The 22687-nt window shown below is 65.0% G+C and carries 25 protein-coding genes, 1 tRNA gene and 1 pseudogene; 13 read left to right on the top strand and 14 right to left on the bottom strand.

All coding sequences use genetic code 11. The annotated features are described in order from the left end of the window. Positions 1-153: 153 nt before the first annotated feature. On the bottom strand, positions 154-897 hold the full coding sequence (locus ACFIMZ_RS07270) for a MipA/OmpV family protein (protein ID WP_431822442.1): 744 nt from the start codon (positions 895-897) through the stop codon (positions 154-156). Between the two features lie 244 nt (positions 898-1141). Between ACFIMZ_RS07270 and ACFIMZ_RS07265 the strand changes: the two genes are divergently transcribed. Together ACFIMZ_RS07265 and ACFIMZ_RS07260 are read left to right on the top strand one after the other, a co-directional pair. Then, complete coding sequence (locus ACFIMZ_RS07265; RefSeq protein ID WP_431822030.1) at positions 1142-1867, top strand: response regulator; 726 nt, start codon at positions 1142-1144, stop codon at positions 1865-1867. Beyond that, positions 1868-3193 (top strand): ATP-binding protein, encoded by a 1326-nt coding sequence (locus ACFIMZ_RS07260; protein ID WP_431822029.1) that lies wholly within the window; start codon positions 1868-1870, stop codon positions 3191-3193. 164 nt (positions 3194-3357) lie between these two features. Here the strand turns inward: ACFIMZ_RS07260 and ACFIMZ_RS07255 are convergent, their stop codons facing one another. After that, positions 3358-3798 (bottom strand): nuclear transport factor 2 family protein, encoded by a 441-nt coding sequence (locus ACFIMZ_RS07255; RefSeq protein WP_431822028.1) that lies wholly within the window; start codon positions 3796-3798, stop codon positions 3358-3360. 50 nt (positions 3799-3848) lie between these two features. Next, the gene (locus ACFIMZ_RS07250) at positions 3849-5870 is read right to left on the bottom strand and encodes an FAD-dependent oxidoreductase (protein WP_431822027.1); all 2022 of its coding nucleotides are present in this window, start codon (positions 5868-5870) and stop codon (positions 3849-3851) included. Between the two features lie 151 nt (positions 5871-6021). Here ACFIMZ_RS07250 and ACFIMZ_RS07245 point away from each other — a divergent pair, with 151 nt between their 5' ends. Both ACFIMZ_RS07245 and ACFIMZ_RS07240 read left to right on the top strand, forming a co-directional pair. Next, positions 6022-6558 carry a PadR family transcriptional regulator gene (locus tag ACFIMZ_RS07245; RefSeq protein ID WP_431822026.1) on the top strand — a complete coding sequence of 179 codons (537 nt, stop codon included), beginning with the start codon at positions 6022-6024 and terminating at the stop codon, positions 6556-6558. Between the two features lie 60 nt (positions 6559-6618). After that, entirely contained in the window at positions 6619-7263 is a 645-nt protein-coding gene (locus tag ACFIMZ_RS07240; RefSeq protein WP_431822025.1) for an SGNH/GDSL hydrolase family protein, read from the top strand. Positions 7264-7296: 33 nt separating this feature from the next. On the opposite strand, the gene ACFIMZ_RS07235 is transcribed toward ACFIMZ_RS07240, so the two are convergent. Then, complete coding sequence (locus tag ACFIMZ_RS07235) at positions 7297-7920, bottom strand: TetR/AcrR family transcriptional regulator (RefSeq protein ID WP_431822024.1); 624 nt, start codon at positions 7918-7920, stop codon at positions 7297-7299. 136 nt (positions 7921-8056) lie between these two features. Between ACFIMZ_RS07235 and ACFIMZ_RS07230 the strand changes: the two genes are divergently transcribed. Further along, positions 8057-9490 (top strand): coniferyl aldehyde dehydrogenase, encoded by a 1434-nt coding sequence (locus ACFIMZ_RS07230; protein WP_431822023.1) that lies wholly within the window; start codon positions 8057-8059, stop codon positions 9488-9490. Positions 9491-9515: 25 nt separating this feature from the next. On the opposite strand, the gene ACFIMZ_RS07225 is transcribed toward ACFIMZ_RS07230, so the two are convergent. From ACFIMZ_RS07225 to ACFIMZ_RS07210, 4 genes are all read right to left on the bottom strand, one after another. Continuing rightward, positions 9516-10121 (bottom strand): hypothetical protein, encoded by a 606-nt coding sequence (locus ACFIMZ_RS07225; RefSeq protein ID WP_431822022.1) that lies wholly within the window; start codon positions 10119-10121, stop codon positions 9516-9518. 119 nt (positions 10122-10240) lie between these two features. Further along, the gene (locus ACFIMZ_RS07220; protein WP_431822021.1) at positions 10241-10546 is read right to left on the bottom strand and encodes an H-NS histone family protein; all 306 of its coding nucleotides are present in this window, start codon (positions 10544-10546) and stop codon (positions 10241-10243) included. A gap of 130 nt (positions 10547-10676) precedes the next feature. Beyond that, the gene (locus ACFIMZ_RS07215; protein WP_431822020.1) at positions 10677-12155 is read right to left on the bottom strand and encodes a M81 family metallopeptidase; all 1479 of its coding nucleotides are present in this window, start codon (positions 12153-12155) and stop codon (positions 10677-10679) included. Further along, a complete protein-coding gene (locus ACFIMZ_RS07210; protein ID WP_431822019.1) occupies positions 12152-13453 on the bottom strand; it encodes an MFS transporter in 1302 nt (433 codons plus the stop codon). The genes ACFIMZ_RS07215 and ACFIMZ_RS07210 overlap by 4 nt, the downstream gene beginning before the upstream one ends. Before the next feature lie 164 nt (positions 13454-13617). Between ACFIMZ_RS07210 and ACFIMZ_RS07205 the strand changes: the two genes are divergently transcribed. The 3 genes and pseudogenes from ACFIMZ_RS07205 to ACFIMZ_RS07195 all read left to right on the top strand — a co-directional run. Beyond that, positions 13618-14538: a LysR family transcriptional regulator gene (locus ACFIMZ_RS07205; RefSeq protein ID WP_431822018.1), complete on the top strand. Its 921-nt coding sequence runs from the start codon at positions 13618-13620 to the stop codon at positions 14536-14538. An 11-nt stretch (positions 14539-14549) separates the two neighbouring features. After that, complete coding sequence (locus ACFIMZ_RS07200) at positions 14550-14840, top strand: hypothetical protein (protein ID WP_431822536.1); 291 nt, start codon at positions 14550-14552, stop codon at positions 14838-14840. Continuing rightward, positions 14740-14988: pseudogene (locus tag ACFIMZ_RS07195) on the top strand (hypothetical protein); the annotation flags it as partial. The gene ACFIMZ_RS07200 and the pseudogene ACFIMZ_RS07195, both read left to right, overlap by 101 nt. A gap of 73 nt (positions 14989-15061) precedes the next feature. Here ACFIMZ_RS07195 and ACFIMZ_RS07190 read toward each other — a convergent pair. Beyond that, positions 15062-15343 carry a hypothetical protein gene (locus ACFIMZ_RS07190; RefSeq protein WP_431822535.1) on the bottom strand — a complete coding sequence of 94 codons (282 nt, stop codon included), beginning with the start codon at positions 15341-15343 and terminating at the stop codon, positions 15062-15064. A gap of 313 nt (positions 15344-15656) precedes the next feature. Further along, positions 15657-16034, bottom strand: a complete 378-nt coding sequence (locus tag ACFIMZ_RS07185; protein ID WP_431822017.1) for a DUF3592 domain-containing protein — start codon at positions 16032-16034, stop codon at positions 15657-15659. A 180-nt stretch (positions 16035-16214) separates the two neighbouring features. On the opposite strand from ACFIMZ_RS07185, the gene ACFIMZ_RS07180 reads away from it, so the two are divergent. Continuing rightward, the gene (locus tag ACFIMZ_RS07180) at positions 16215-16439 is read left to right on the top strand and encodes a hypothetical protein (protein WP_431822016.1); all 225 of its coding nucleotides are present in this window, start codon (positions 16215-16217) and stop codon (positions 16437-16439) included. 155 nt (positions 16440-16594) lie between these two features. Beyond that, complete coding sequence (locus ACFIMZ_RS07175; protein WP_431822015.1) at positions 16595-17248, top strand: hypothetical protein; 654 nt, start codon at positions 16595-16597, stop codon at positions 17246-17248. 121 nt (positions 17249-17369) lie between these two features. Here ACFIMZ_RS07175 and ACFIMZ_RS07170 read toward each other — a convergent pair. The 3 genes from ACFIMZ_RS07170 to ACFIMZ_RS07160 all read right to left on the bottom strand — a co-directional run bounded on the left by ACFIMZ_RS07170 (position 17370) and on the right by ACFIMZ_RS07160 (position 18919). Next, positions 17370-17446, bottom strand: a tRNA-Arg gene (locus tag ACFIMZ_RS07170). Positions 17447-17591: 145 nt separating this feature from the next. Beyond that, positions 17592-18422 carry an undecaprenyl-diphosphate phosphatase gene (locus ACFIMZ_RS07165; RefSeq protein WP_431822014.1) on the bottom strand — a complete coding sequence of 277 codons (831 nt, stop codon included), beginning with the start codon at positions 18420-18422 and terminating at the stop codon, positions 17592-17594. 224 nt (positions 18423-18646) lie between these two features. Next, on the bottom strand, positions 18647-18919 hold the full coding sequence (locus ACFIMZ_RS07160) for a hypothetical protein (protein WP_431822013.1): 273 nt from the start codon (positions 18917-18919) through the stop codon (positions 18647-18649). On the opposite strand from ACFIMZ_RS07160, the gene ACFIMZ_RS07155 reads away from it, so the two are divergent. Next, positions 18918-19829 (top strand): aldose epimerase, encoded by a 912-nt coding sequence (locus ACFIMZ_RS07155; RefSeq protein WP_431822012.1) that lies wholly within the window; start codon positions 18918-18920, stop codon positions 19827-19829. The genes ACFIMZ_RS07160 and ACFIMZ_RS07155 overlap by 2 nt on opposite strands. 122 nt (positions 19830-19951) lie before the next feature. Then, on the top strand, positions 19952-20659 hold the full coding sequence (locus ACFIMZ_RS07150; protein WP_431822011.1) for a peptidoglycan DD-metalloendopeptidase family protein: 708 nt from the start codon (positions 19952-19954) through the stop codon (positions 20657-20659). 67 nt (positions 20660-20726) lie between these two features. Here the strand turns inward: ACFIMZ_RS07150 and ACFIMZ_RS07145 are convergent, their stop codons facing one another. Next, on the bottom strand, positions 20727-20852 hold the full coding sequence (locus ACFIMZ_RS07145; RefSeq protein WP_256099587.1) for a hypothetical protein: 126 nt from the start codon (positions 20850-20852) through the stop codon (positions 20727-20729). 182 nt (positions 20853-21034) lie between these two features. Between ACFIMZ_RS07145 and ACFIMZ_RS07140 the strand changes: the two genes are divergently transcribed. Further along, the gene (locus ACFIMZ_RS07140) at positions 21035-22654 is read left to right on the top strand and encodes an acyl-CoA synthetase (RefSeq protein ID WP_431822010.1); all 1620 of its coding nucleotides are present in this window, start codon (positions 21035-21037) and stop codon (positions 22652-22654) included. Positions 22655-22687 lie beyond the last annotated feature (33 nt).

Below are 22687 nucleotides of genomic sequence, written 5' to 3'. Positions count from 1 at the left end.
TCGCGCATGCTGCCGCTCATATGGATTCCACGCGAACGTTGCGGCATGACCTGCGCGCAGGACGGGTCGAATCTTACAATAATCCGACACGCGCCCGATGCGGCGGACGGTTTTCAACGAAGCACGCAGGGCCCGCGCGCCGCCCCGTCGCCCTCAGAACCGGTAGCTCACGCCCGCCATCCCGAAGTAGTTGGTGCGCGACTGCACGATCGGGCTGTTGCCGGCGCGGCCGAGCAGCCGCGACACGCCCGCCGTCGCGAGAATCGACCAGTGCTGCGACACCGCGCGCGTCCACGCGGCCGACATCGACACGCTGTCGATCCCGCCGCCCGCCGAATACGGCCGGAAGCGGCTCGACGCCGCCTGCGCGTCCGTCACGCCGTAGAACGTCTGCATGTAGCGCCCCGACCCGCCGTGCACGCTGCCCGTCACGACGATCTCGTCCTTGGCCGACTTGAACACCGGCACCGCGAGATCGACCTGCCCGGACACGCCGCGCGTCGTGTGCGTGACGGGCGTATCGAGCGTCACGCTCAGCATCGCATTGCCGTAGAGCTTCACGCCGGCGCGCACGCCGACGAGCACCGATCCGGGAATCCGACCCATCCCCTTCAGGTAGTCGGAGCCCGGCAGGTCGAAGCGGTTCTCGTCCGTGCGGCCCGGATCGTAGCTCACCGCCGCCGACACGAACACGTCGTGCGGCAGGTTCATCCGGTAACCGATGCCGCCCTCGCCGATGAACAGACCGTTGTCGAACGTCGCGGAAAACGACGGCGCGACGAGGCCCCGATACTGGCTGCTGCCCTGGTAGCGCGGCGCGAAGCCGCCGCCGAGCGAGATCGTGTATTCGTTCTCCGCATGCGCGGCGGCGGCAAGGGTCAGGCCGGCAAGCGGCATGCAATAGCGGTAACGGCGGAGGGTTGGGCGCACGATATTCGGATCAAAGTCAGGGAGTCCGAAGTCTAGGAGCCGCCGCGCGCCGAAACTGTCCGGAAACTGAAGCAAATCTGTGCGCAATTGTGTTCGATTGTTGAGGAGTGTCGCGGTCGCGCCCCGGCCGCCGGCGCGCCGGATAAAATCCGCGTGCCTGCCCCGCCGCGTCCGCCCTGCTGCGCGGCGGCGCGTGCATTCCGAGGAGACCATGAACGAAGACCCGCTCAAATATCGCGTCCTGCTGATCGAGGACGACGACCGCCTTGCGCAGCTGATTCGCGAATATCTCGACGGCTACGAGTTCGCGGTGACGGTCGTGCGGCGCGGCGATCTCGCCATTGCGGCGGTGCGCGAGCACCAGCCGTCGCTCGTGATACTCGACCTGATGCTGCCGAATCTCGACGGCATGGAAGTCTGCCGCCGGATTCGCGCGTTCTCGAACGTGCCCGTGCTGATCATGACCGCGCGCGCCGACGTGTACGACCAGGTCGCCGGCCTCGAGACGGGCGCCGACGACTACGTGACGAAGCCGATCGAGCCGCGCGTGCTCGTCGCCCGCGCCCGCGCGCTGCTGCGGCGCGCGCAGCCCGCGAGCCCGGCCGCCGCCAGCGCGGCGCCGGAATCGCTCGTGTTCGGCGAACTGACGATCTCGCCGCCGAACCGCACCGTCACGTGGCGCGGCGAGCCGGTCGACCTGAAGACCGCCGAGTTCAACCTGCTGCTGATCCTCGCGCGCGCCGCCGGCACCGTGCTGAGCCGCGACGACATCCTGAAGCAATTGCGCGGAATCGAGTTCGACGGGCTCGACCGCTCGGTCGATTCCGGCATCTCGCGGCTGCGCCGCCGCTTCGAGGACGCGTCGTCGGAGCCGCACAAGATCAAGACGATCTGGGGCCGCGGCTATCTGTTCAGCCCTTCCGCGTGGGATGAGTGAATGCTGCGCTCGCTGATCAGGCTGTACCTCATCGTGATCGCGTGCGTCGCGGTCGCGATCCTGTTCATCCAGCTGTCATTCGACCGGATCTTCTACGAGCGGGGCGCGCAGGCCACGCGCGATTCGCTGACCACCTACGCGTTCGTGCTGAACGATTACCTCGAGCGCCATCCGGGCCCGCAGCGGGCGTTCGCGCTGCGCGAACTGGCGCGGCACGGCACCGCCGGCTTCGGTTTCATGTCGATGGCCGACGCCCGCGCGCGGCTGAGCGGCATACCGCTGCGCGACCTCGACAGCGGCAAGATCGCGATCAGCTACGACGGCAGCGATTACTACATGCCGCTCGCGGACGGCTCCGTGCTGCACGCCCGTCCGGCCGAGGCGCCGGATCTGGACATCCGCATCTACGCTTACCTGGTGCTCGCGATCGCGACACTGTTCGCGGTCGTGACGTGGGTGAATTATCACTGGCGCGACCTGCGCAAGCTGCAGGACGCCGCGCGCTCGTTCGGCGCGGGCTACTTGTCGACGCGCGCCCAGCTGTCGCACAAGTCGAACATCTACGAGCTGTCGCAGCAGTTCAACGACATGGCGCAGCGGATCGAAGCGTCGATCCAGCAGCAGCGCGAGATGATGCACGGCATCTCGCACGAACTGAAGACGCCGCTCGCGCGGCTCGAATTCGGGCTCGCGTTGCTCGCGGCGCCGAACGAGACGGAGCGGATGCGCGAGCAACGCGACGCGCTGCTCGGCGACGTGCGGGAACTCGACGAGCTCGTCACCGAGCTTCTCACGATCGGCCGGCTCGAGCAGGGACAAAGCGAACTCGCGCCGATGCGGGTCGCCGTCGCGGACCTGATCGACAGCATTGCCGGCAGCATCGCGAACGACGTCGCCGATCGCGGGCTCGCGCTCGACGTGTCGACGCGCGACGCGCCGGCGAGCCACGAGTGCGACCCGAAGCTCGTCGCGCGGGCGCTGTTGAACCTGATCCGCAACGGCCTGCGCTATGCGGCGAAGACGGTCTCGCTTGCCGCGACGGCCGGCGCCGACGGTGCGCTCGTGCTGAGCGTCGACGACGACGGCCCGGGGATTCCGGCGGCCGACCGCGCGCGCGTGTTCGAGCCGTTTCAGCGGCTCGATTCGAGCCGCGACCGCCAGACGGGCGGGTTCGGTCTCGGGCTCGCGATCGTGCGGCGCGTCGCGCTCGTGCACGGTGGCGACGTGCGGCTAGAGGATTCGCCGCTCGGCGGCGCGCGGTTCGTGATCACGCTGCCGGCGCGAGTGGTGGATCAGGCGTGCGGCGCGATGAAAGCGCCGGCCTGACGCGCCGCTGCAACGCTTCGCACCCGGCCGCAAGCGCTCGCCGGTTTGGCGGCGGCGCGCCCGTGACGCCAGTGCGCTCCCCTCTCTACTTCCCTCTTCCCGACGCGAACAGACCGTTCGCGGCCGCGGCCCCCGATTTTCGCCATCGTCGGTTTGCAATCGATTCAGCCATTAAACTTGAACGCAGGCAGAACCTGTCCGAGCCGGGCGCCCATTTCCGCGCCGAGCGCCTGCAGACCGTTGAGCGGACGAATCATGACCTCGAATTCGACGATCCGCCCGTCGGTGTCGAAGCGGATCATGTCGATCCCCTTGAGCTGCTTGTCGCCGACGGTCGCGCTGAATTCCAGCACCACGCTCATGCCGTCGTCGCTGCCGAACTGGCGGTGATAGGTGAAGTCCTTGAAGATCGTGATCACCGTCCGCAGCGCCATCAGCAGCGCGGGCGCCGGCCCGTAAGGCTTGAACGCCATCGGCGAGCGGAACACGGCGTCCGGATGGACGATCGCTTCCAGCGTGCCCAGGTCCTTGCGTTCGACCAGCGCATGCCACGTTTCGAGCGATTTCGCGACAGCGGGATGGAGAGGCATCGGTACTTGCGTCATCGAGTGCTCCTGTATCGTCAGGCGTGAATGGATGGGGCGCGGATCGGGTATCAAAGGGTCGCGGCAAGTGTCATGCCCTGCCGGATCGCGCGCTTGGCGTCGAGCTCGGCGGCCTCGCAGGCGCCGCCGATCAGATGGACCGTGCGACCCGCGGCCTGCAACTGCTCGGCCAGTTCGCGCAACGGCTCCTGTCCGGCGCAGATCACCACGTTGTCCACCGGCAGCGTTCGCTCGACGCCGTCGATCGTCACGTGGAAGCCGTCGTCATCGATGCGCCGGTACGTGACCGACGACGACATGCCCACACCGCGCACCTTCAGTGCCGCACGATGGATCCACCCGGTGGTCTTGCCCAGCTGGTCGCCGACCCTGGACGTCTTGCGCTGCAGCAGCTGCACCTGCCGCGGCGCCGGTTCGGGCTGCGGCTCGCGCAAGCCGCCGGCATCCCCGTACGCGGGATCGACGCCCCATTCGGCGAAGAACCGGTCGGGATTCAGGCTCGCGCTGTCGCCGCTGTGCGTCAGGAACTCGGCCACGTCGAAGCCGATCCCGCCGGCGCCGACGATGGCGACGCTGCGCCCCACGTCCTTGCCGTCGCGCAGCACGTCGAGGTAGCCGAGCGCCTTCGGATGGTCGATGCCGTCGATCGGCGGCACGCGCGGGACGATGCCTGTCGCCAGCACCACGTCGTCGAAGCCGCCCTGCAGCAGCAGCTCGGCGGTAGCGCGCGTATCGAGCCGAAGGTCGACGCCGCGCAGCTCGATTTGCCGGCGGAAATAGCGCAGCGTCTCGTTGAACTCCTCCTTGCCGGGCACCTTTTTGGCGATGTTGAACTGCCCGCCGATCTCGGAGCCGGCCTCGTACAGCGTCACCGCATGGCCGCGTTCGGCCGCCGTCACCGCGAAGCTGAGCCCCGCCGGGCCGGCGCCGACCACCGCGATCCGCTTGCGCTGCTGCGCGGGGCGAATCACGAGTTCGGTTTCGTGGCACGCGCGCGGGTTCACGAGGCAGGACGTGATCCTGCCGCTGAACGTGTGGTCCAGGCACGCCTGGTTGCAGCCGATGCAGGTGTTGATTTCATCCGCACGCCCGTCGCGCGCCTTGCGCACGAAATCGGCATCGGCCAGGAATGGCCGCGCCATCGACACCATGTCGCAATCGCCGTCGGCGATCAGCCGTTCGGCGACTTCCGGCGTGTTGATCCGATTGGTCGCCACGAGCGGAATGCCGACCTTGCCCATCAGTTGCCGCGTGACCCACGCATAGGCGGCGCGCGGCACCTTGGTGGCGATGGTCGGAATGCGCGCCTCGTGCCAGCCGATGCCGGTGTTGATGATCGTCGCGCCGGCTGCCTCGATCGCGCGGGCGAGCCGGATCACCTCGTCCAGCGTCGAGCCGCCCTCGACGAGATCGAGCATCGACAGCCGGTAGATGACGATGAAGTTCGCGCCGACCCGCTCGCGCACTCGCCGCACGATCTCGACCGGAAAGCGGATGCGGTTCTCGTACGCGCCGCCCCATGCGTCGTCGCGATGGTTCGTGCGCGCGACGATGAACTCGTTGATCAGGTAACCCTCGGAGCCCATGATCTCGACGCCGTCGTAGCCCGCATACTGCGCGAGCGCGGCGCAGCGGACGAAATCGGCGATCGTCTCCTCGACCTCGGCGCCGCTCAGCGCGTGCGGCGTGAACGGGTTGATCGGCGCCTTCAGCGGGCTCGGCGCGACGAGCGCCGGATGATACGCGTAGCGGCCGAAATGCAGGATCTGCAGCGCGATCCGGCCGCCTTCCGCGTGTACCGCGCGCGTCACCGCGCGATGGCGCTCGGCCTCGGCCTCCGTCGTCAGCATCGCGCCGCCGGGCGCCGGACGGCCGCGCTCGTTCGGCGCAATGCCGCCCGTCACGATCAGGCCGGCCTCCCCCCGCGCCCGTTCCGCGTAGAACGCCGCCATCCGTTCGAAGCCGTTCGGCGCCTCCTCCAGGCCGACGTGCATCGAGCCCATCAGCACGCGGTTCCTGAGCGACGTGAAGCCGAGATCGAGCGGGGCGGTCAAGTGGGGATAGCGGGCCATCGATCGTCTCCATGTTTATGCAACCAGTTGCATTGATACTAGCTCGTGGTTTTCGTTTATGCAACATGTTGCACAAACAGAGCCATGTCGCTTACCTTGTGTCCCCGATATGGCAAGATGCGATGCATCTTGTGGATTCCCTCGATTCGACATGTCCTTGCCTCACGCGCTTCTCACCTCTCTTGCCGAACGCCCCGGTTCCGGCTCGGAACTCGCCGGCCGCTTCGATCGTTCGATCGGCTATTTCTGGCAGGCGACCCATCAGCAGATCTATCGCGAGCTGGGCCGCATCGAGGAACTGGGGTGGATCGAATCGCTGCCGGCCGAAACCGGGCGCGGCCGCAAGCGCGCGTACCGGATCCTGCCGGCCGGCAAAAAGGAGCTGCGGCGCTGGATTGCCGAGCAGGAAGACCCGACGACGCTGCGCGAGGCGCTGCTGGTCCGGCTGCGCGCGGAGGCGGTGCTCGGCCCCGCCGGTCTGGAAGAAGAGATCAGGCGACACATGGCGCTGCACCAGGAACGACTCGATCTGTACCGGCAGATCGAGGCGCGCGATTTCCCGCCGGAGACGGCCTCCCGCGCGAAGCGTCTGCAGCATCTGGTGCTGAAGGCGGGCATCGCGCAAGAGCAGCTCTGGGTCGAGTTCTCGCAGGAAGCGCTCGACGTCCTGCGCCTGCCGAAGGAATGACCGTCGCCCCGAACCCGCTCAGGTGCGCGACGCAATCAACGAATAACCAGGGAGATGACGATGACGCAGAAGACCGTGCTCTGCTACGGAGACTCGAACACCCACGGCACGCGTCCGATGACGCGCCCCGCCGTGCTGGAACGCTTCGACCGCGACGACCGCTGGACGGGCGTGCTCGCGCAAACGCTGGGCGCGGGCTGGCGGGTCGTCGAAGAAGGCTTGCCCGCCCGCACGACCGTCCATGACGACCCGATCGAAGGCCGGCACAAGAACGGCCTGTCGTATCTGCGCCCGTGCCTGGAAAGCCATTTGCCGATCGACGTCGTCGTGCTGATGCTCGGCACGAACGACCTGAAAGCGCGCTTCTCGGTCACGCCCGCCGACATCGCGGTCTCGGTCGGCGTGTTGCTCGCCGAACTGGACGCGTGCCGCGCAGGCCCTGCGGGCGCGACGCCGCAGGTGGTGCTGATGGCGCCCGCCCCGGTCGTCGAGGTCGGGTTCCTCGGCGAGATCTTCGCGGGCGGCGCGGCAAAGTCTCGCCAGCTCGCAAGCCTGTACGCGCAGATGGCCCGCGATGCCGGCGCGCATTTTCTGGACGTCGGCGAGATCATCGAAGTCAGTCCGGTGGACGGCGTCCACTTTTCGGCCGATCACCATCGCATGCTCGGCCGGAAGCTCGCGGCATTCCTGCAGCAGCTCCACTAGCGGGAACGGTCGCGCGCGACGCGCCCCGCGATTTCAACGCGGGCCGTCGAGCCAATCGAGAATGAGCTGCTGGGCCGATGCGAGATAGGTGATGATCGGCTGCGTCCGCCCGTCCGCGTACCACTGGCAATACGCGCCATGAAACATCGCGACCATGGTCCGGGCCAGGTCGGGAGGAAACGGCCGTTCAGGCATGCTGAGGAACGACGCGATGGACACGGCGTGTTCATGCCAGCCGGCCTGAATCTGCGCCCTCACCTGCTCGGGCACGCCGCCCGAGAACAGCAGCGACATGATGATCCCCTTGGCCTCGGGATTGCGCGTGAAATACGCTGCAACCCGCTCGAACAGATGGCGGGTGCGCGCCGCGACCGGCAACCCTTCGACGGCCTCCGGCAGCAGTTGCGCCTCGACTTCCTGGAACAGGCTCGTCACCGCCTCGGCGAGCAACGCCTCCTTGCTGCCGAAATGCCAGAGCAGGCTGCTCTTCGCCACCCCCGCCGCGCTCGAGATCTGGTCGAGCGTCACCTCCGAGTAGCCGTGCTCGCCGATGAGCGCCTTCGTCACCACGAGCACACGTTGCCGCGTCTCGAGACCACGCTTGTTCTTGACCGTCGACGGACGCGCGCCCGTTTCGTCTGAAGCAGTTTGAGTCATGGGATGGACCGGACAGGTGATCGGCGATTCTAACTCGGGAGTTTCCCTAGAGACCTTCGCGGCAGGTTGACAGAACAAGCCGGGAACCGCCATATTCTAATTGTACTGAACGCTCAGTACAATTCTTGGAGCGACCATGACGCCTCATCCCGACCCGGTGCGTAACGATTCCCTGCCGTTGCTGCTGCGCCGCCAGCGCGTCGCGTTCGACGCGCATCCTTATCCCGCGTACCGCGAGCGTCGGCAAGCGCTGCTCGGCCTGAAACAGGCGATCATCGCGCACACCCCTGCCCTTGTCGCCGCGGCCGACGAGGACTTCAGCGGACGCGCGCACGCGGAAACCGCGACCGTGGACGTGCTGCCGTCGGTATTGCACATCAATCATCTGCTGCGCCATTTGAAGCGCTGGATGAAGCCTTCGCGCCGGCATACGGAGCTGCTGTTCGCGACCAATCGCGCATACGTGTCGTATCAGCCGAAAGGTGTCGTCGGCGTGCTGGTGCCGTGGAACTTTCCGATCTATCTCGCGCTCGGCCCGCTCGCCACCGCGCTAGCGGCCGGCAATCGCTGCCTGATCAAGACGTCCGAATTCGCGCCGGCCACGTCGCGCGCGCTGCGTGCGCTGCTGGCGGACGCCTTTTCCGAGGATCAGGTCGCGGTCGTCGAAGGCGATGCCGACGTCGCCCGGCAATTCAGCGCGTTGCCGTTCGATCATCTCGTGTTCACCGGGTCGCCGCAGGTGGGCCGCCACGTCATGCGGGCAGCCGCCGACAATCTCACGCCCGTCACGCTGGAACTGGGCGGCAAATCGCCCGCGCTCGTGTCGCGCAGCGCGAATCTCGAGCGGGCCGCACGCAAAATCGCCCACGGCAAGACCGTCAACGCCGGCCAGATCTGCGTTGCGCCGGACTATGCGCTGGTGCCGGAACAATCCGTCGATGCGTTCGTATCGGCGGTCGTCAGCGCTGCCAATCAATTCTTCCCGAGCGACAGCGCCGACTACACGGCGATGATCCACGACCGTGCGCACCAGCGCATGAACGACCTGCTCGACGATGCGCGCTCGCGCGGCGCCCGGGTGATCGCCTGCGCGATGCCGAGCCGCGGCAGGCATCTTCCGCTGCACGTCGTCACGGGCGTGACGCCGGACATGCGGCTCGCCCGCGAAGAGATCTTCGGGCCGATCCTGCCGGTGTTCACCTATCGGGAATTCGACGACGCCATCGCGCACGTCAGGCGCGACACGCGCCCGCTCGCGCTCTACTACTTCGGCCACGACAAGCACGAATACCGGACGCTGCTCAAGCGCACGCACTCCGGCGGCGTGACCGTCAACGACTGGGGCTGGCATGTGATCAACCACGATTTGCCGTTCGGCGGCATCGGCACGTCCGGCACCGGCAATTACCACGGTCAGGAGGGTTTCCGTGAGCTGTCGCACGCGAAAGCCGTGCTGGAAGAGCGCCGCTGGTTCCCGATCGAGTTGTTTCATCCGCCCTACGACACCGCGATACAGCGTCTTGCACTGCGCCTGTTCCTTGGCCGCGTCGCAAACAGGCTCGGCGGCTGAGGCGGGCCCGACAACGTTACCGGTCTCAGTCGAAAGCTTTCGGCTCCCGGGCATCGCGCGACGTTTGCGGCGACGCCGGCCGCAACCAACCCGGGCGGCGGCTCGCGCGCGGCCACCGTGATCGCCCGCACCAGGGAAATCGGGATTTCTCGCGCGTTTCCGACGCGAGCGAAATGTCGAGGAGATCGCTGGCAAGCAGGCGCGCTTGCTTCGCGAGATCGGCATGGTGCCTGAGCGTCTGCGAAGTGGCGTCGAGACCGCTGTCGATTCCACTCCGAAAAATCAGCATCGCGGTATCGGCATGGACCCGTGCGCGCGTCGCGTGCAACCGCGCCTTCCTCACGCGGAACCCAAGCAGTTCAATGCGGGCGTGAGCGCTTGAAAAGCATGCGGTTGCCGACATCGCATACCGCTCCTCCAGTTTCTCGAGTTCCGCAACGCATGCTTCAGCTTCGGCGGCGTCAACGATCGCTGCCTGGACGGACTCGGCGGCGGTCGAGTCCGTGACATGCACACCCGAATCCCGACGGCCCGCGTGCTTCCGATATCGAGCGGGGATGCAAGCACGGACGCCCGCGCACACGACGCCGATGGCGGCACTGATTCGTTCTTCCCAGGCGGTCTTGGACATGGGATTGCGTGAAGCAAATTGTGCGTACGGGATGCTCGCGCGACGCCAGGTCGCTTAGCAGCAGTACGGGCGAATCATGTGGGGTTGACTGCTCAGGACGCGTCGAACGTTGCAGCTGTCTATGTCGACGTCGGGATAAGGTACATGTCGCGATCACGACCGGCGATCCACCGCGGCTCCTTCCCGCGCCCGCTCCAGAGCGCACCCGATGCCGGATCGCGATACTTTGCCGTCGCGGGCGCGCGACGCCTGATCCGACGTGACTTTCGCTGGACATCAGCAAACAGGTCCTCGGGTTTCAGATCGAATTCGGCGATCATTTCTCGAATCTTCTCGACCGCGACCGAGATTTCCCGCTTGCGTGCGAGCTCCGCCTGAGCCTGAAGAGTACGAATCTGGGCTTTCAAGTCCCGATAGGTTGGCATGTCGTGTCTTCCCGATGAAGAGGAATATTGTGGGCGTGTCGCATCATGTCCGCCGCCGTTCAATAAGGTTTGGAGTGCGCATGATATTGAACGAGACGTGCAATTGCCGTCTGGTGTAATTTCCCTCCGGTCAAATCCGGCCCTGCCCTTCATGTCCTGGAGCGATCCGGACGGAAGGGTTCAGTTTTCGCCACGGCAGCCTGGCGGGATCGGTGACGATGCCGTCCACGGTTCGCGCGACCAGCACCGCCTCGGCGATCGGCTCGAACGCGGCACGGAAATGAACCGAGCTCTTGTTCACCAGAATCGCCATCGCTTCCGGCTGGATGCCAACCATCCGATAGAGGTTGCGATCCAGCAGCTGGGTTTTCACACTGCTCACGACCACGCGCACACCGTCGATGCGCAGGCACGCACACGGCCCGAGACGCAAAGTGACATTGCGCATCATCGGCCCTTCCAGCCGGCATTCGCCGTCAGAGAGCGCGTCGACGACGAAGGTCGCCCGGAACGCGCGCGGCGTGCCCTCCGCCAGGGTCAGCGCGATGGCGGACCCGACGCCTGCGGCATGAGCCGCCGCGGCCGCGAGCGGATCGCAGATGACCCCCAGCGCTGCGCGCGCCACGCCGTGGCGCACCAGGGCCGCGAGCATTTCGGTCGTGTTCGAGTCTGCACCGGCGCCCGGATTGTCGTGCGTGTCAGCGATCACGACCGGACGCTTCGCATGCGCCGCGAGCGAGACGGCGGTCTTCACGGCCTCGTCGGGCGACAGGCAGGTGGCTTGCCAGTCGTTCTCGCGGCGCACGAATTGGCGGTAAAGGCGATCCAGCGCTTCGTTGAGCGCGGTTTGACTGATGCCGTATCCCCAGATCGTCGGGCCGCACTCGGCGATGTCGGCGGCCGGGAAGCCGAGCGCAATCGACAAGTCGACGCCGAGTTCCGCTTCGAGCGTCGCCAACGTCGCATACAGATCCGCCGCCGGCGGGCTCGACGTCGCCATCGCTTCGATCGGGACAAGGAACGGCCCGCGCCGGATGCCGCGGTGATGACTCTCGCGTTCCTGCGCGAGCTTCTTGATCAGACGCGCCGCCCGCGCGCCGGTATCGGCCATGTCGACATGAGGATAGGTGCGGTATGCGACGAGGCCGTCTGCACAGCGGAACATTTGAGCAGTCACGTTCGCGTGCAGGTCCAACGCGGCGACGATGGTCACGCCATGCCCTACGGCTTCGCGAACCCGCTTCAGGAGTTCCCCTTCGCCGTCGTCGACGTGCTCGGCAACCATCGCCCCGTGAAGATCGAGAAATACCGCGTCCGCCTTCGCGGTTCGCGCCCCCTCGACGATCTCGCCGACGATGCGCTCGAACGCGTCTCGCGTGACCGGGCCCGAAGGCGTCGCGTGCGCCCAGACGCCGGGGATCGGGATGTCCGCGGCGGGATCGAGCGCGCCGATAAAGCCGCCGATGGCGAGATTCGCGTCGCGCAGCGCGAGCATTGCGTCGCCCCTGACGATCGGACCATTCGCGCCGCTCGTGAAGTCGCAGTAGCGGGCGTGCGACGCCACGAAGGTGTTGGTTTCGTGAAGAAACCCGGCTACGAAGAACTTCATGCGCGCGCGCCCTCCGAAGACGCGATGGGACGCACCAGCAGCAGCAGCGCGCCGAGCGCGAGCAACCCGACGATCACGAACAGTCCGGCGGCGGTGCTGCCCGTCGCCGATTTCAACGTGCCGATGATCGTCGGGCTGAGAAACCCGCCGAACAGGCCGACGGTATTGACGAATGCGATGCCGCTCGCAGAGGTCGAGGTCGGGAGATACTCCGACGGAATGGCCCAGAACACCGCGTAACCCGCAAACGTCAGCGCGGTCGCAATCGTGATCGCGACGATCGCGATGCCGAAACGGTCGACGAAGATCGCGGCGACCGCCAGTGCGACAGCGGCCGCTGCGGTTGCAACGCCGGCATGCCGACGCCGCTCGAGCAATCGATCGGAACGTCTTGCCAGCAAATACATCGCTGCCACGGCTGCCGCATACGGAATCGCGGAATACCAGCCGATCTCGGCGACGCTCTTCACGCCGCCCGCTTTCAGGATCGACGGAAGCCAGAAGCCGACGACGTAGACCCCGCAGATCAGGCAGAAGTAGATCGCCGACAGGCGATAGATGCCGGGATTGCGCAGCACGACCTTCAGGGATTGCCACCCTTCGCGACTCGACGACGCGGCGTCCAGCCGTTCGACGACCATCCGCTTTTCGTCGGCTGTCAGCCATCGCGCATCGTTTGGCGAATCGCTCAACCAGGTGAGTGCGATCGTGCCGAGCAGAACGGCGGGAATGCCTTCGATCAGGAACATCCACTGCCAGCCGGCGAGGCCGGCAACGTCCGTCATGTGTTCGAGCAACCATCCCGAGATCGGGCCGGCCACGATGCCGCCGATCGGCGCGGCGCCGAGCAACAGCGCCGTCGCCCGGCTGAGGCGCTCGCGCGGATACCAGCGCGTCAGGTAGAAGAGCATGCCGGGCGCGAACCCGGCTTCGCACACGCCGAGAAGAAACCGGATGACGTAGAACGAGGTGGCGTCGGTGACGACGAGCGTCGACATCGATGCGATGCCCCACAGCAGCATGATGCGGCTCAGCGTTTTGCGCGCGCCGATCCGGGTCAACAGCTGGTTGCTCGGAATCTCGAACAGCATGTAGCCGAGAAAAAACAGGCCCGCGCCAAACCCGTAGGCGGCGTCGCCCAGCCCGAGATCCTGCTGCATTTGAATTTTCGCGAAGCCGATATTGACACGGTCGATATACGCGATGGAATAGCCGACGGCGAGGAACGCGAGCACCCGGCGATCTATTTTCCGGTATACGGATTGCACGCCGTCAGCGGCGTCGAACGCGATTGACATTAATTCCCTCGGAAGGTTGGAGCGCTTCTCTATGCCAGTGCCAACTGGTTGTGCTCAGACTGTACCGGCAAATGATATTGGATTGGATATCATCCTGCGTACCGGGGTGTTGCGCTTTATCTCAACACCTGTCGTTATTGACAGTTGTTTTTCTGAGCATCGGAATGGAAATCCCGACCCAACGCCAATTGCTGTATTTCGAAGCGGTAATGGCTGAACGATCCTTTCGCAAGGCGGCGGACAAACTGCAGGTCGCGCCGTCCGAAGTGAGCCGTCAGATTCAGCGTCTCGAAAGCGAAACCGGCTTGCACCTTTTCGACCGCCAGATCTCGGGCGTCGTCGCGACGGAACAAGCGGAATGCCTGCTTCGCTACCATCGCGGATGCGAAGCGACTTACGAAGTGCTGCAAAGCGAACTCGATGCGCTGCGTTCGCTCACGACGGGATACGTCGCGATTTCCGCCAGCGAAGGCGTGATACCTGCGCTGACGAATGAAATCCTGTGGGAGTTCGGGCGGCGATATCCGGCCGTGCGCCTTTCATTGAATATTCGGGCGACCGGGGAAATCGTGGACGAGGTGCGCAAGGACATTGCGCATATCGGCATCGCCTATAATCCGCCGACTTCCGAGGGCATCCTGGTGCATCGGAGCGTCATCCATCATGTCGTTGCCGCGGTGCGACCGGATCACCCATTGGCTTCGCACCCCGGGCCGATCACGTTCGGACGGGCGATCTCCTATCCGTTCGCCACCATGCCGCCGATGTATGGCCTGGGCAGCACGATCGACGTGCTGGCTCGCGGAGAAACCATGCGCTTTCAACCGCGTCTGGTCGGCAACACGCTCGACGTGCTGCGCCGGTTCGCGCTCGCGGGGATGGGCGTCGCATTCCTGACGGATTATTCGATCGCGACGGAAGTGGCCGAAGGCCGACTGGTCGGCAAGCGCATCGACCACCCGCTCCTCGGGCGCCAGAGTGTCCAGCTGCTGGTGAAAGCCGATCGAACGTTGCCCCATGCGGCGCAAGTGCTTCTTCAGCACATCGAACGACGGATGTCGATCTTCGAGATGGGCGATGCGTGACGCGTGAGTGAATGCTTTTCGCTGCGGGATGCGCAGCGTCAGCGCACAACACGCCCGGCCGCGACGCGAGGGAGCCATTCCGCAAAGCGCCGCGCGTCGTCATGCCAGACGCGGATCACCTGCCCCACCACGCCGCCTTTCGCAGGATCGAGATCGACGCACAAGTGATTGCCGCTGCGCTCATGCGTGAACGGAATCCACATGAGGTTGTACCCGTCGTCCTTGATGCCGGGATCCGGTTCGAACGTGATGTCATCGAAATCGCCGTCGAAAGCGGTGGTTTTTCAGATTGGAGCAGCTGACCTGCTCCCCTCATTTGTCCGTGGCGTTGAGATCCTGCTGTCATTGACTGAATCGACAACAAGAGATGTAAGCCTGAATCGATTCGCCAGCGTCGTGGTCCCGTTTTTCAGCCCTTATGCTCAGTCAAGCAGCTACACCCAACTTGTCGCTCTATCGGCTGAAACGGGCAAGGAACGCTTACGATGCCATCCTCGCCCTGGGACGCAGCCCCTGATATCGGTCAGTGGAGGTACCCGGCCAAGATACCGCCACCAATACCGGCCTGAAAACCGGCCGTTCGACCATGCATGTAGAGCAATGCCGGGGCATTCCAAATTGCCTCTTGCAGAACCATCGACAAGGCTATGCTCGAAAGACCCAGCGCGAGCATCGCGGGATTGATGCCCAATAACATGACGGTCACGCCCTGCGCAATGATCGCACCGCCATAGCCATCAATATAAACCGTTCCACCTTGCAAATCAGACCGCGATAGCTCGCTACCCTTGAATGCACTCGTCATGCAAACAGTTCCATGACTCGGGAAGTCATACGTCGATCCGGCAGCACTTGCATCGTGGCTACCAAAGTTCGGCAGTTTCAATTCAGGAATTGTGAATCTCGATAGCTTATTTCGGAATCCTTGCACCCCATCCGTAACCAATTCCCACAGCACCATAGTAGAAACTTTGTGAATGCTTCCCGGGATCGGTGAGAACAATATTTCCGCCCGTCGCGACCACGATGTCGACGCTCAATCCGCCACCAGCCCCGGTGTCATATTTCCACTTGCTCTTCCGAAGATACGACATACGCCCTCTCTCTTTTGCTTCTAGTTATGTCCGAGACGGAAGATTCATGATCCCGCACACGATCGCGACTGCCCCCATGAAGGCAAAAACAATCGCCGAATCCCAGATCGCGGAAAAGACGTTCATCGTTGCGCTGCCATCAGGGTCATCGGCTTGGTATCGCACTTCGACTCGCTGACCAAGCTCAACTTTCGTGACAATTCCGCCCTGCGGATACGAAATCTGCTGCCCCGTCTTGGTGGTAAATTGAATCTCCGGATGGTATCCGCCTGCATTGAGCTTAACGACGAGGCCGGGCGCCACAATCGACGTCCGAAGAAACTCTCTGGTCGACTGCGCGCTGATCGCAGCAGCAATAAGAAGGCCCACCCCAATCACAATGGCACTGATGCCCTTAAACATGATGCCCTCGTTTACATTCCCGACAAATTCTCGGGTGCTTCATCGCGCTGAGCGTATCAGCCTGCCAGATTTTAAAGCATCCTCGATCAACCACCCCATCGTCTACAGGTTGCCCAATCAGGCCTTTGTCGGCAAGTAGCGGCGCTTACGGATGGTCTTTGGATTCGTGGTCATTGCCGAGTGAACGCGCTGGCCTTAGTTGCCTCTCCAGCAGTGCTTGATGCTGTTCACGCGTTTCAGGCAGAGATAGCCTACCGCAACAACAACCCAAGCGACGAGCGACACGACACCCTGCTGAACACTGCTATTCGGGCGATGCGGGACGACATTCAGCCGAGCGGCAGCCGTGCACCGTTTCGCGAACTCAGCTTTCTCGCACCACCACCATCTTCCGGCAATACGTAACGACTGTATGCGAACCACGTGGATGGACGGATGGTTCTGCGCCGCACTGGAGTTTTTACCGACTCTTGCCCGACAGCTCACGACTACCACCAGTCGATGTGTGCATCAAGGTTGCATCGGCTATCATTAAGTGTTCCCGTCTCCGGCAAAATCACATGAAGCGCATAGAAGAAGGTCATCAGCGCAAGTTGTATTACTGCCATGTGTTCAGAGAGGAATTACAAGACGTAATCGATCTCATGACCATTGACGGCGACCCTCCCAATCTAGTCAGTGGGAGCTATGAGTTTGACAACGCTGAAGAGCTTTTCGCATTCCTTGGAGAAAATGGGAAAGGCGAGATCAGCATAAGCCGTCGAAATCCGTCAGTCCGGTTTTCAGGTGACGGACTCTTGTACGCCACGGTGTACACAAGTGATCCGAGCGACGCCAGTGTCGCACTATTTCACCGAGTAGCTAACACGCTCAGCCATTGCGAAAAACAGAAGCCGTTACGTTCCCGTGCGTCGTTTAGCTTTGTCGCCGGTATCCTTCTTTGGCTGGGATTCACTGAGGCCCTAATCCACTTCAGGTCGTGGCTTGTGGTGCCGTTTGGCAGCCTTGTCATTATCGGTCTGGCAATGTTTGTGAATGTGTTCCGCCCGCGGCGAAGGAGAGACACCGTCTTCTATGGCATACGCCGCGATACGCGAAAATCGTTCTGGCAACGAAAGCGTGACGACATCCTCGCTAACTTGATATCGGCTGTCATAGGCGCGGCGCTGGGTGTTGGAGGAACACTGCTAACCCAAGAGATCATCAAACGATAACGCGGCATCCGGCCAAGTATCCGACGGCCATCGGGTAGAATCCGTTCACACTGACTGGCGAATGGGGACGACTTAACCACAGTCGCTCGCGTGGATAAGCGATTGTTTTGCAATGGAATTCTGGCCCGCCCTACACGATTCGAACGTGTGACCTACGGCTTAGAAGGCCGTTGCTCTATCCAACTGAGCTAAGGGCGGTCTGGGGAAGAAGACACGGGCTCGACGCCGGCCGCCCGCGCAAAAGAGGAAAAAAGCACCCTCAACAACAAAACGGGCCCGGCGAGAACCGAGCCCGAAATTATACCCGATCCCCACGACACTCATGAAGGATCGGCGCACCGCGTCACACCGGCTGCGGATGGAACATGAACCAGCCGAGACAGAACACACCCGCGATCGCGCAATATATGCCGAACGACGCCAGCCGCCCGCGCCCTTCGAAATAGCGCATCAGGAAACGCACGCTCAGATAGGCCGCAACCGCCGTCAGCACGCCGCCGAGCAGCGCGTCGGCAAGCTGGTCCCGCGCATGAAACAGCTTCGGCAGCTCGAGCACGCCCGCAGCGAAAATGATCGGCGTGCCGAGCAGGAACGAGAATTCCGCCGCCTTCTCCGCGGTCAGCCCCGCCGCGTTGCCTGCGATCATCGTCAGGCCGCTGCGCGAAAAACCCGGAATCAGCGCGCCCACCTGCGCGAGCCCCACGAAAAACGCCTGCTTGAACGTCAGCTTCTCCGGCGGCTGATGTGCGCGGCTGCGCTGGATGCGATCGCCGATCCACAGCAGCGCGCCGTTGACGATCAGCGCGATCGCGACGATTCGCAGATCGTGAAACACGCGCTCGATGCGCTTCTCGAGCAGCAGGCCGACAATCCCGGTCGGAATCGTGCCGATGATGAGCGCCCACATCAGGTGCCCCTCGTCATTCTTGCGGCCGCCGAGCGACGCGAAGAAACCGCGGATCAGCTCGATCCAGCGCGCGCGGAAGTACCACAGCAGCGCCAGCGCGGTGCCGAGGTGCAGCGCGACGAGAAACGGCAGCAGCTGCGGCGCGTGCTTGTCGATATGCATGCCGAACAGCGCCGGCACGAGCAACGTATGGCCGAGACTGCTGACGGGAAAGAGTTCGGTCACGCCCTGCAGGACGCTCAGGAATGCCAGAAACGAGAGACTCACGCGTCGGTCCTCTAAAAACAGATCAAAAGCGGAAAGGAATTCCGGACGACGCGGTGAGCCGCCCGGAAGCGCGGCCCCGATTATGCCGAGCACACATTACTGCGCCAAGGCATTTGGCAGGATATTGCTGCGATGCATACAAACGCTTGCAATTCGTAAGCAATCGGAAAGCAAAAAGCCCGCCATCTGAATGGCGGGCTTTCGAAATTCGGCAGATTTTGCCGTCAGCGGCCGAGCTGGTAGAAAAACAGCACCGTGCTGCCGGTAAACATCCCAAACAGGGCGATACCCATTGCCATTGCCAGATCCATGGCCCCTCCTCGAAGTGTCATGACCCGGCAACATGACCGGTTCAGGCCATTATCCGGACGCTTTACAAATTGCAAAGCTCGCAATTTCCCCAGAAGGGTTTTCCCCGACGCCCGCGCGGCCCGATAATGGAGCGCGCCACCCTGCGGCAGCCCGTCTTCCAACCCCGACCACTCCCGATTCTCCATGCCGATCTTCCAGCAACACGAGATTCACGAACTCCACGCCGGCGAGTCTCTCGTCCGGATCGCCCCGCAATTCGGCGGACGACTGCTGTCGTGGCACGTCGACGGCGAACCCGTCATCTTCTGGCCGGACACCGCGGACTGGAGCCAGCTCGCGCGCGTGCGCGGCGGCAATCCACTGCTGTTCCCGTTTCTCGGCCGGCACCGCGTCGACGGCGAACTCGGCCGCTGGCGCGACGCGTCGGGCGTGGTCCGCGACCTGCCGATGCACGGCTTCGCGCGCGACCTGCCGTTCGCGGCGCAGCCGTCCGCCGACGGCACGGCGCTCGCGATGACGCTCGACGCGAACGAGGCGCTCCAGGCGAGCTACCCGTTCGACTTCCGTTTCGAAGCGGCCTACCGCCTCGTCGACTCGCACACGCTCGACGTCGCGCTGACGACGACCAATCGCGGCGACGCGCCGCTGCCGTACTACGCGGGCCATCACTTCTACTTCGCGCTGCCGCACGCGGAGCGCGCCCAGACCGCGCTCGAACTGCCGCCGACGCACCGGCGCGAACAGCGCCCCGACGGCGCCATCAGCGCGCCGGAGCCCGGCGAAGCGCGCTACGCGCTCGACGACGCGCGCATTCACGACCGCTTCCACTGCGTCGACGGCGCGCCGTCCGCCCCCGTGCGGATCGTGATGCCGGGCCGCCGCCGCACGATCGAGATCGCGCTCGACGTGCCGGGCTCGATCCCGTGGTACGCGGTCACGACCTGGACGGAAAAGCCGGACTCGGACTTCTACTGTGTCGAGCCGTGGCTCGGCCTGCCCGACGCAATCCACAACGGACTCGGGCTGCGCATGCTCGCACCCGGCGCGACCGAAACCGCGGCGCTGCGGATTCGCGTCAGCCCGCATGCGGCCTGACGTTTCGCGCCCCGAACGGATGCCCGGCGGCGACAAACTGCGAGCGGCAGGTCGAACCCGTTAAAATCTGATGTTTTGTGTCACCTGTCGCGCCCACGCGCGGCGGGGTTTTGCGAGGTTCAATGTTCGGAACAACAACGAAGCGACTCATCGCGGCGTCGTTCGCCGCCCTGCTCGCCGCCTGCGGCTCCGCGCCGGTCGGCCCCGGGTTCTACCGCGTCGAGCGCGGCGACACGCTCTACAAGATCGCGCGCGACAACCGCCAGTCAATGCAGAACATCGTGCGCTGGAACCAGATCTCGAACCCGGATGCGATCGAAGTCGGCCAGGTGCTGCGCGTCGCGCCGCCGCCCGGCACGACGACGTCGGCGGCGGCGAGCGTCGGCACCGGCAGCGCGGGACGCAGCCGCCCGGCGCCGACCGCGCCGGCCGCGCCGGCCCAATCGCCCGTGAAGCCGGCCACCAGCATCGCGCTGATCTGGCCGGCCGCCGGCAACGTGGTGCGCACCTTCGACGGCGCGAAGTCCAAGGGAATCGACATCGCCAACTCGGCGGGCACGGCGGTGAACGCAGCGGCGCCGGGTGTCGTCGTCTACGCGGGGAACGGGCTGCGCGGCTACGGCAACCTGATCATCCTCAAGCACAACGCGGACTACCTGACCGCGTACGCGCACAATCGCGCGCTGCTCGTGAAGGAAGGCCAGTCGGTGACGCAAGGGCAGACGATCGCCGAGATGGGCAACACCGACAGCGATCGCGTCGCGCTGCATTTCGAACTGCGCTACGGCGGCCGTTCGATCGATCCGTCGCGCTACCTGCCGGCCCGCTGACGGCGCGACCGGCAGCGCCGGCGCGCATCAGGTGCGGTCGGGCGCGGACGTGTTTGGGAGGGGCGAATCAGCGCTTGCGCAGCCGGTCGAACACGCGACCGGACAAGTGGCCGGACAACGGGTCGACGTGGCGTGCGAACGCCACCAGCGCCCCGATTCCGATCAGGCTGAACCCCGCAGCTATCAGAAGCATATCCGTGGTCATTACAAGTATCAGCAGTGATCTTATGCGTCATTTCGGAATCGTGCATCGAACTGCCCATGCCGGGCGAGTCGGCATCGTCCCGAAGATCGCTTACAGTGTGATTCCGGACGCATGAAAGCCGGTGCATGTCCGCACCCCGGCCGTCACGATCCGCGCCACGGAGACACCCGATGCTGCCCGCCGCCGACTGCTACGACACGCTGCTCTCCCGCTTCGCGTGGGCCGTTCCGGCCCGCTACAACATCGCCGTCGACGCCTGCGACAAATGGGCGGACGGCAGCGGCCGGCTCGCGCTGATCCACGAAACCGCGCAAGGCGACGTCTCGCGGCTGACGTTCGACGATCTGAAGAACGCCTCTAATCGGCTCGCGAACAGCCTCGTGCGCGCCGGCCTGCGCCGCGGCGACCGGATCGGCATCTTCCTCGCCCAGGGCCCGGAAACGGCCGTCGCGCATCTCGCCGCGTACAAGCTCGGCGCGATCGCGGTGCCGCTGTTCACGCTGTTCGGCGCCGACGCGCTCGAATACCGGCTTGCGAACAGCGACACGGCGGCGCTCGTCACCGACACAGCCGGCTACGCGAAGATCGCGCCGCTGCGCGCGCGGCTGCCGGCGCTGCGGACGCTCTACTGCATCGGCGACGATGCGCCCGACGCTGCCGGCGTGCTGCGCTACGACGCGGCGCTGGCCGCCGAATCCGCCGATTTCACACCGGCCGACACGGCAGCCGACGATCCGGCGCTGATCATCTACACGTCCGGCACGACCGGCAAGCCGAAGGGCGCGCTGCATGCGCACCGCGTGCTGCTCGGCCATCTGCCCGGCGTCGAGATGTCGCAGCAGTGCTTTCCGCGCGACGCACGCCTGTTCTGGACGCCCGCCGACTGGGCGTGGATCGGCGGCCTGCTCGACGTGCTGCTGCCGTCATGGCACCACGGCGTGCCGGTGCTCGCGCGCCGGTTCGAGAAATTCGACGGCGCAGCGGCATTCGACCTGATGGCCCGTCACGGCGTGACCCACGCATTCCTGCCGCCGACCGCGCTGAAGCTGATGCGCGCCGTGCCGCAGCCGCGCGAGCGCTACGCGCTGTCGCTGAAATCGGTCGCGAGCGGCGGCGAATCGCTCGGCAGCGAGCTGACGGCCTGGGGGCGCGACGCGCTCGGCGTCACGATCAACGAGTTTTACGGGCAGACCGAATGCAACATGGTGCTGTCGTCGTGCGCGGCGCTGTTCGCGCCTCGGCCGGGCGCGATCGGCAAGGCCGTGCCCGGCCACCGGGTCGCGATCGTCGACGCGCACGGCGCGCCGCTGCCGCCCGGTGTCGAAGGCCGCATCGCGGTGCGCGGCCCGGATCCGGTGATGTTTCTCGAATACTGGCGCAACCCCGACGCGACGCGCGACAAGTTCGCCGGCGACTACCTGCTGACGGGCGACACGGGCGTGCTCGATGCCGGCGGCTTCGTGCGCTTCGTCGGCCGCGACGACGACGTGATCACGAGCGCGGGCTACCGGATCGGCCCCGGCCCGATCGAGGACTGCCTGCTCACGCATCCCGCGGTGCGGATGGCGGCCGTCGTCGGCGTGCCCGACGCGACGCGCACCGAGATCGTCAAGGCGTTCGTCGTGCTGAACCCGGGCTACGCCGGCGATGACGCGCTCGTGCAGGCGCTGCAGGCGCACGTGAAGACGCGCCTCGCGGCGCACGAGTATCCGCGTGCAATCGCGTTCGTCGACGGCCTGCCGATGACGGCGACCGGCAAGATCGTGCGGCGCGCGCTGCGCGACGCCTGAGCCCGCGACCGGATGGTTTATAGTGGCGCACAC

The organism is Burkholderia sp. F1, assembly GCF_050813845.1.
Lineage (GTDB): Bacteria > Pseudomonadota > Gammaproteobacteria > Burkholderiales > Burkholderiaceae > Burkholderia > Burkholderia ubonensis.
The sequence above is the reverse complement of the archived record's forward strand: the minus strand, read 5'-3'. Positions and strand labels throughout refer to the sequence as shown.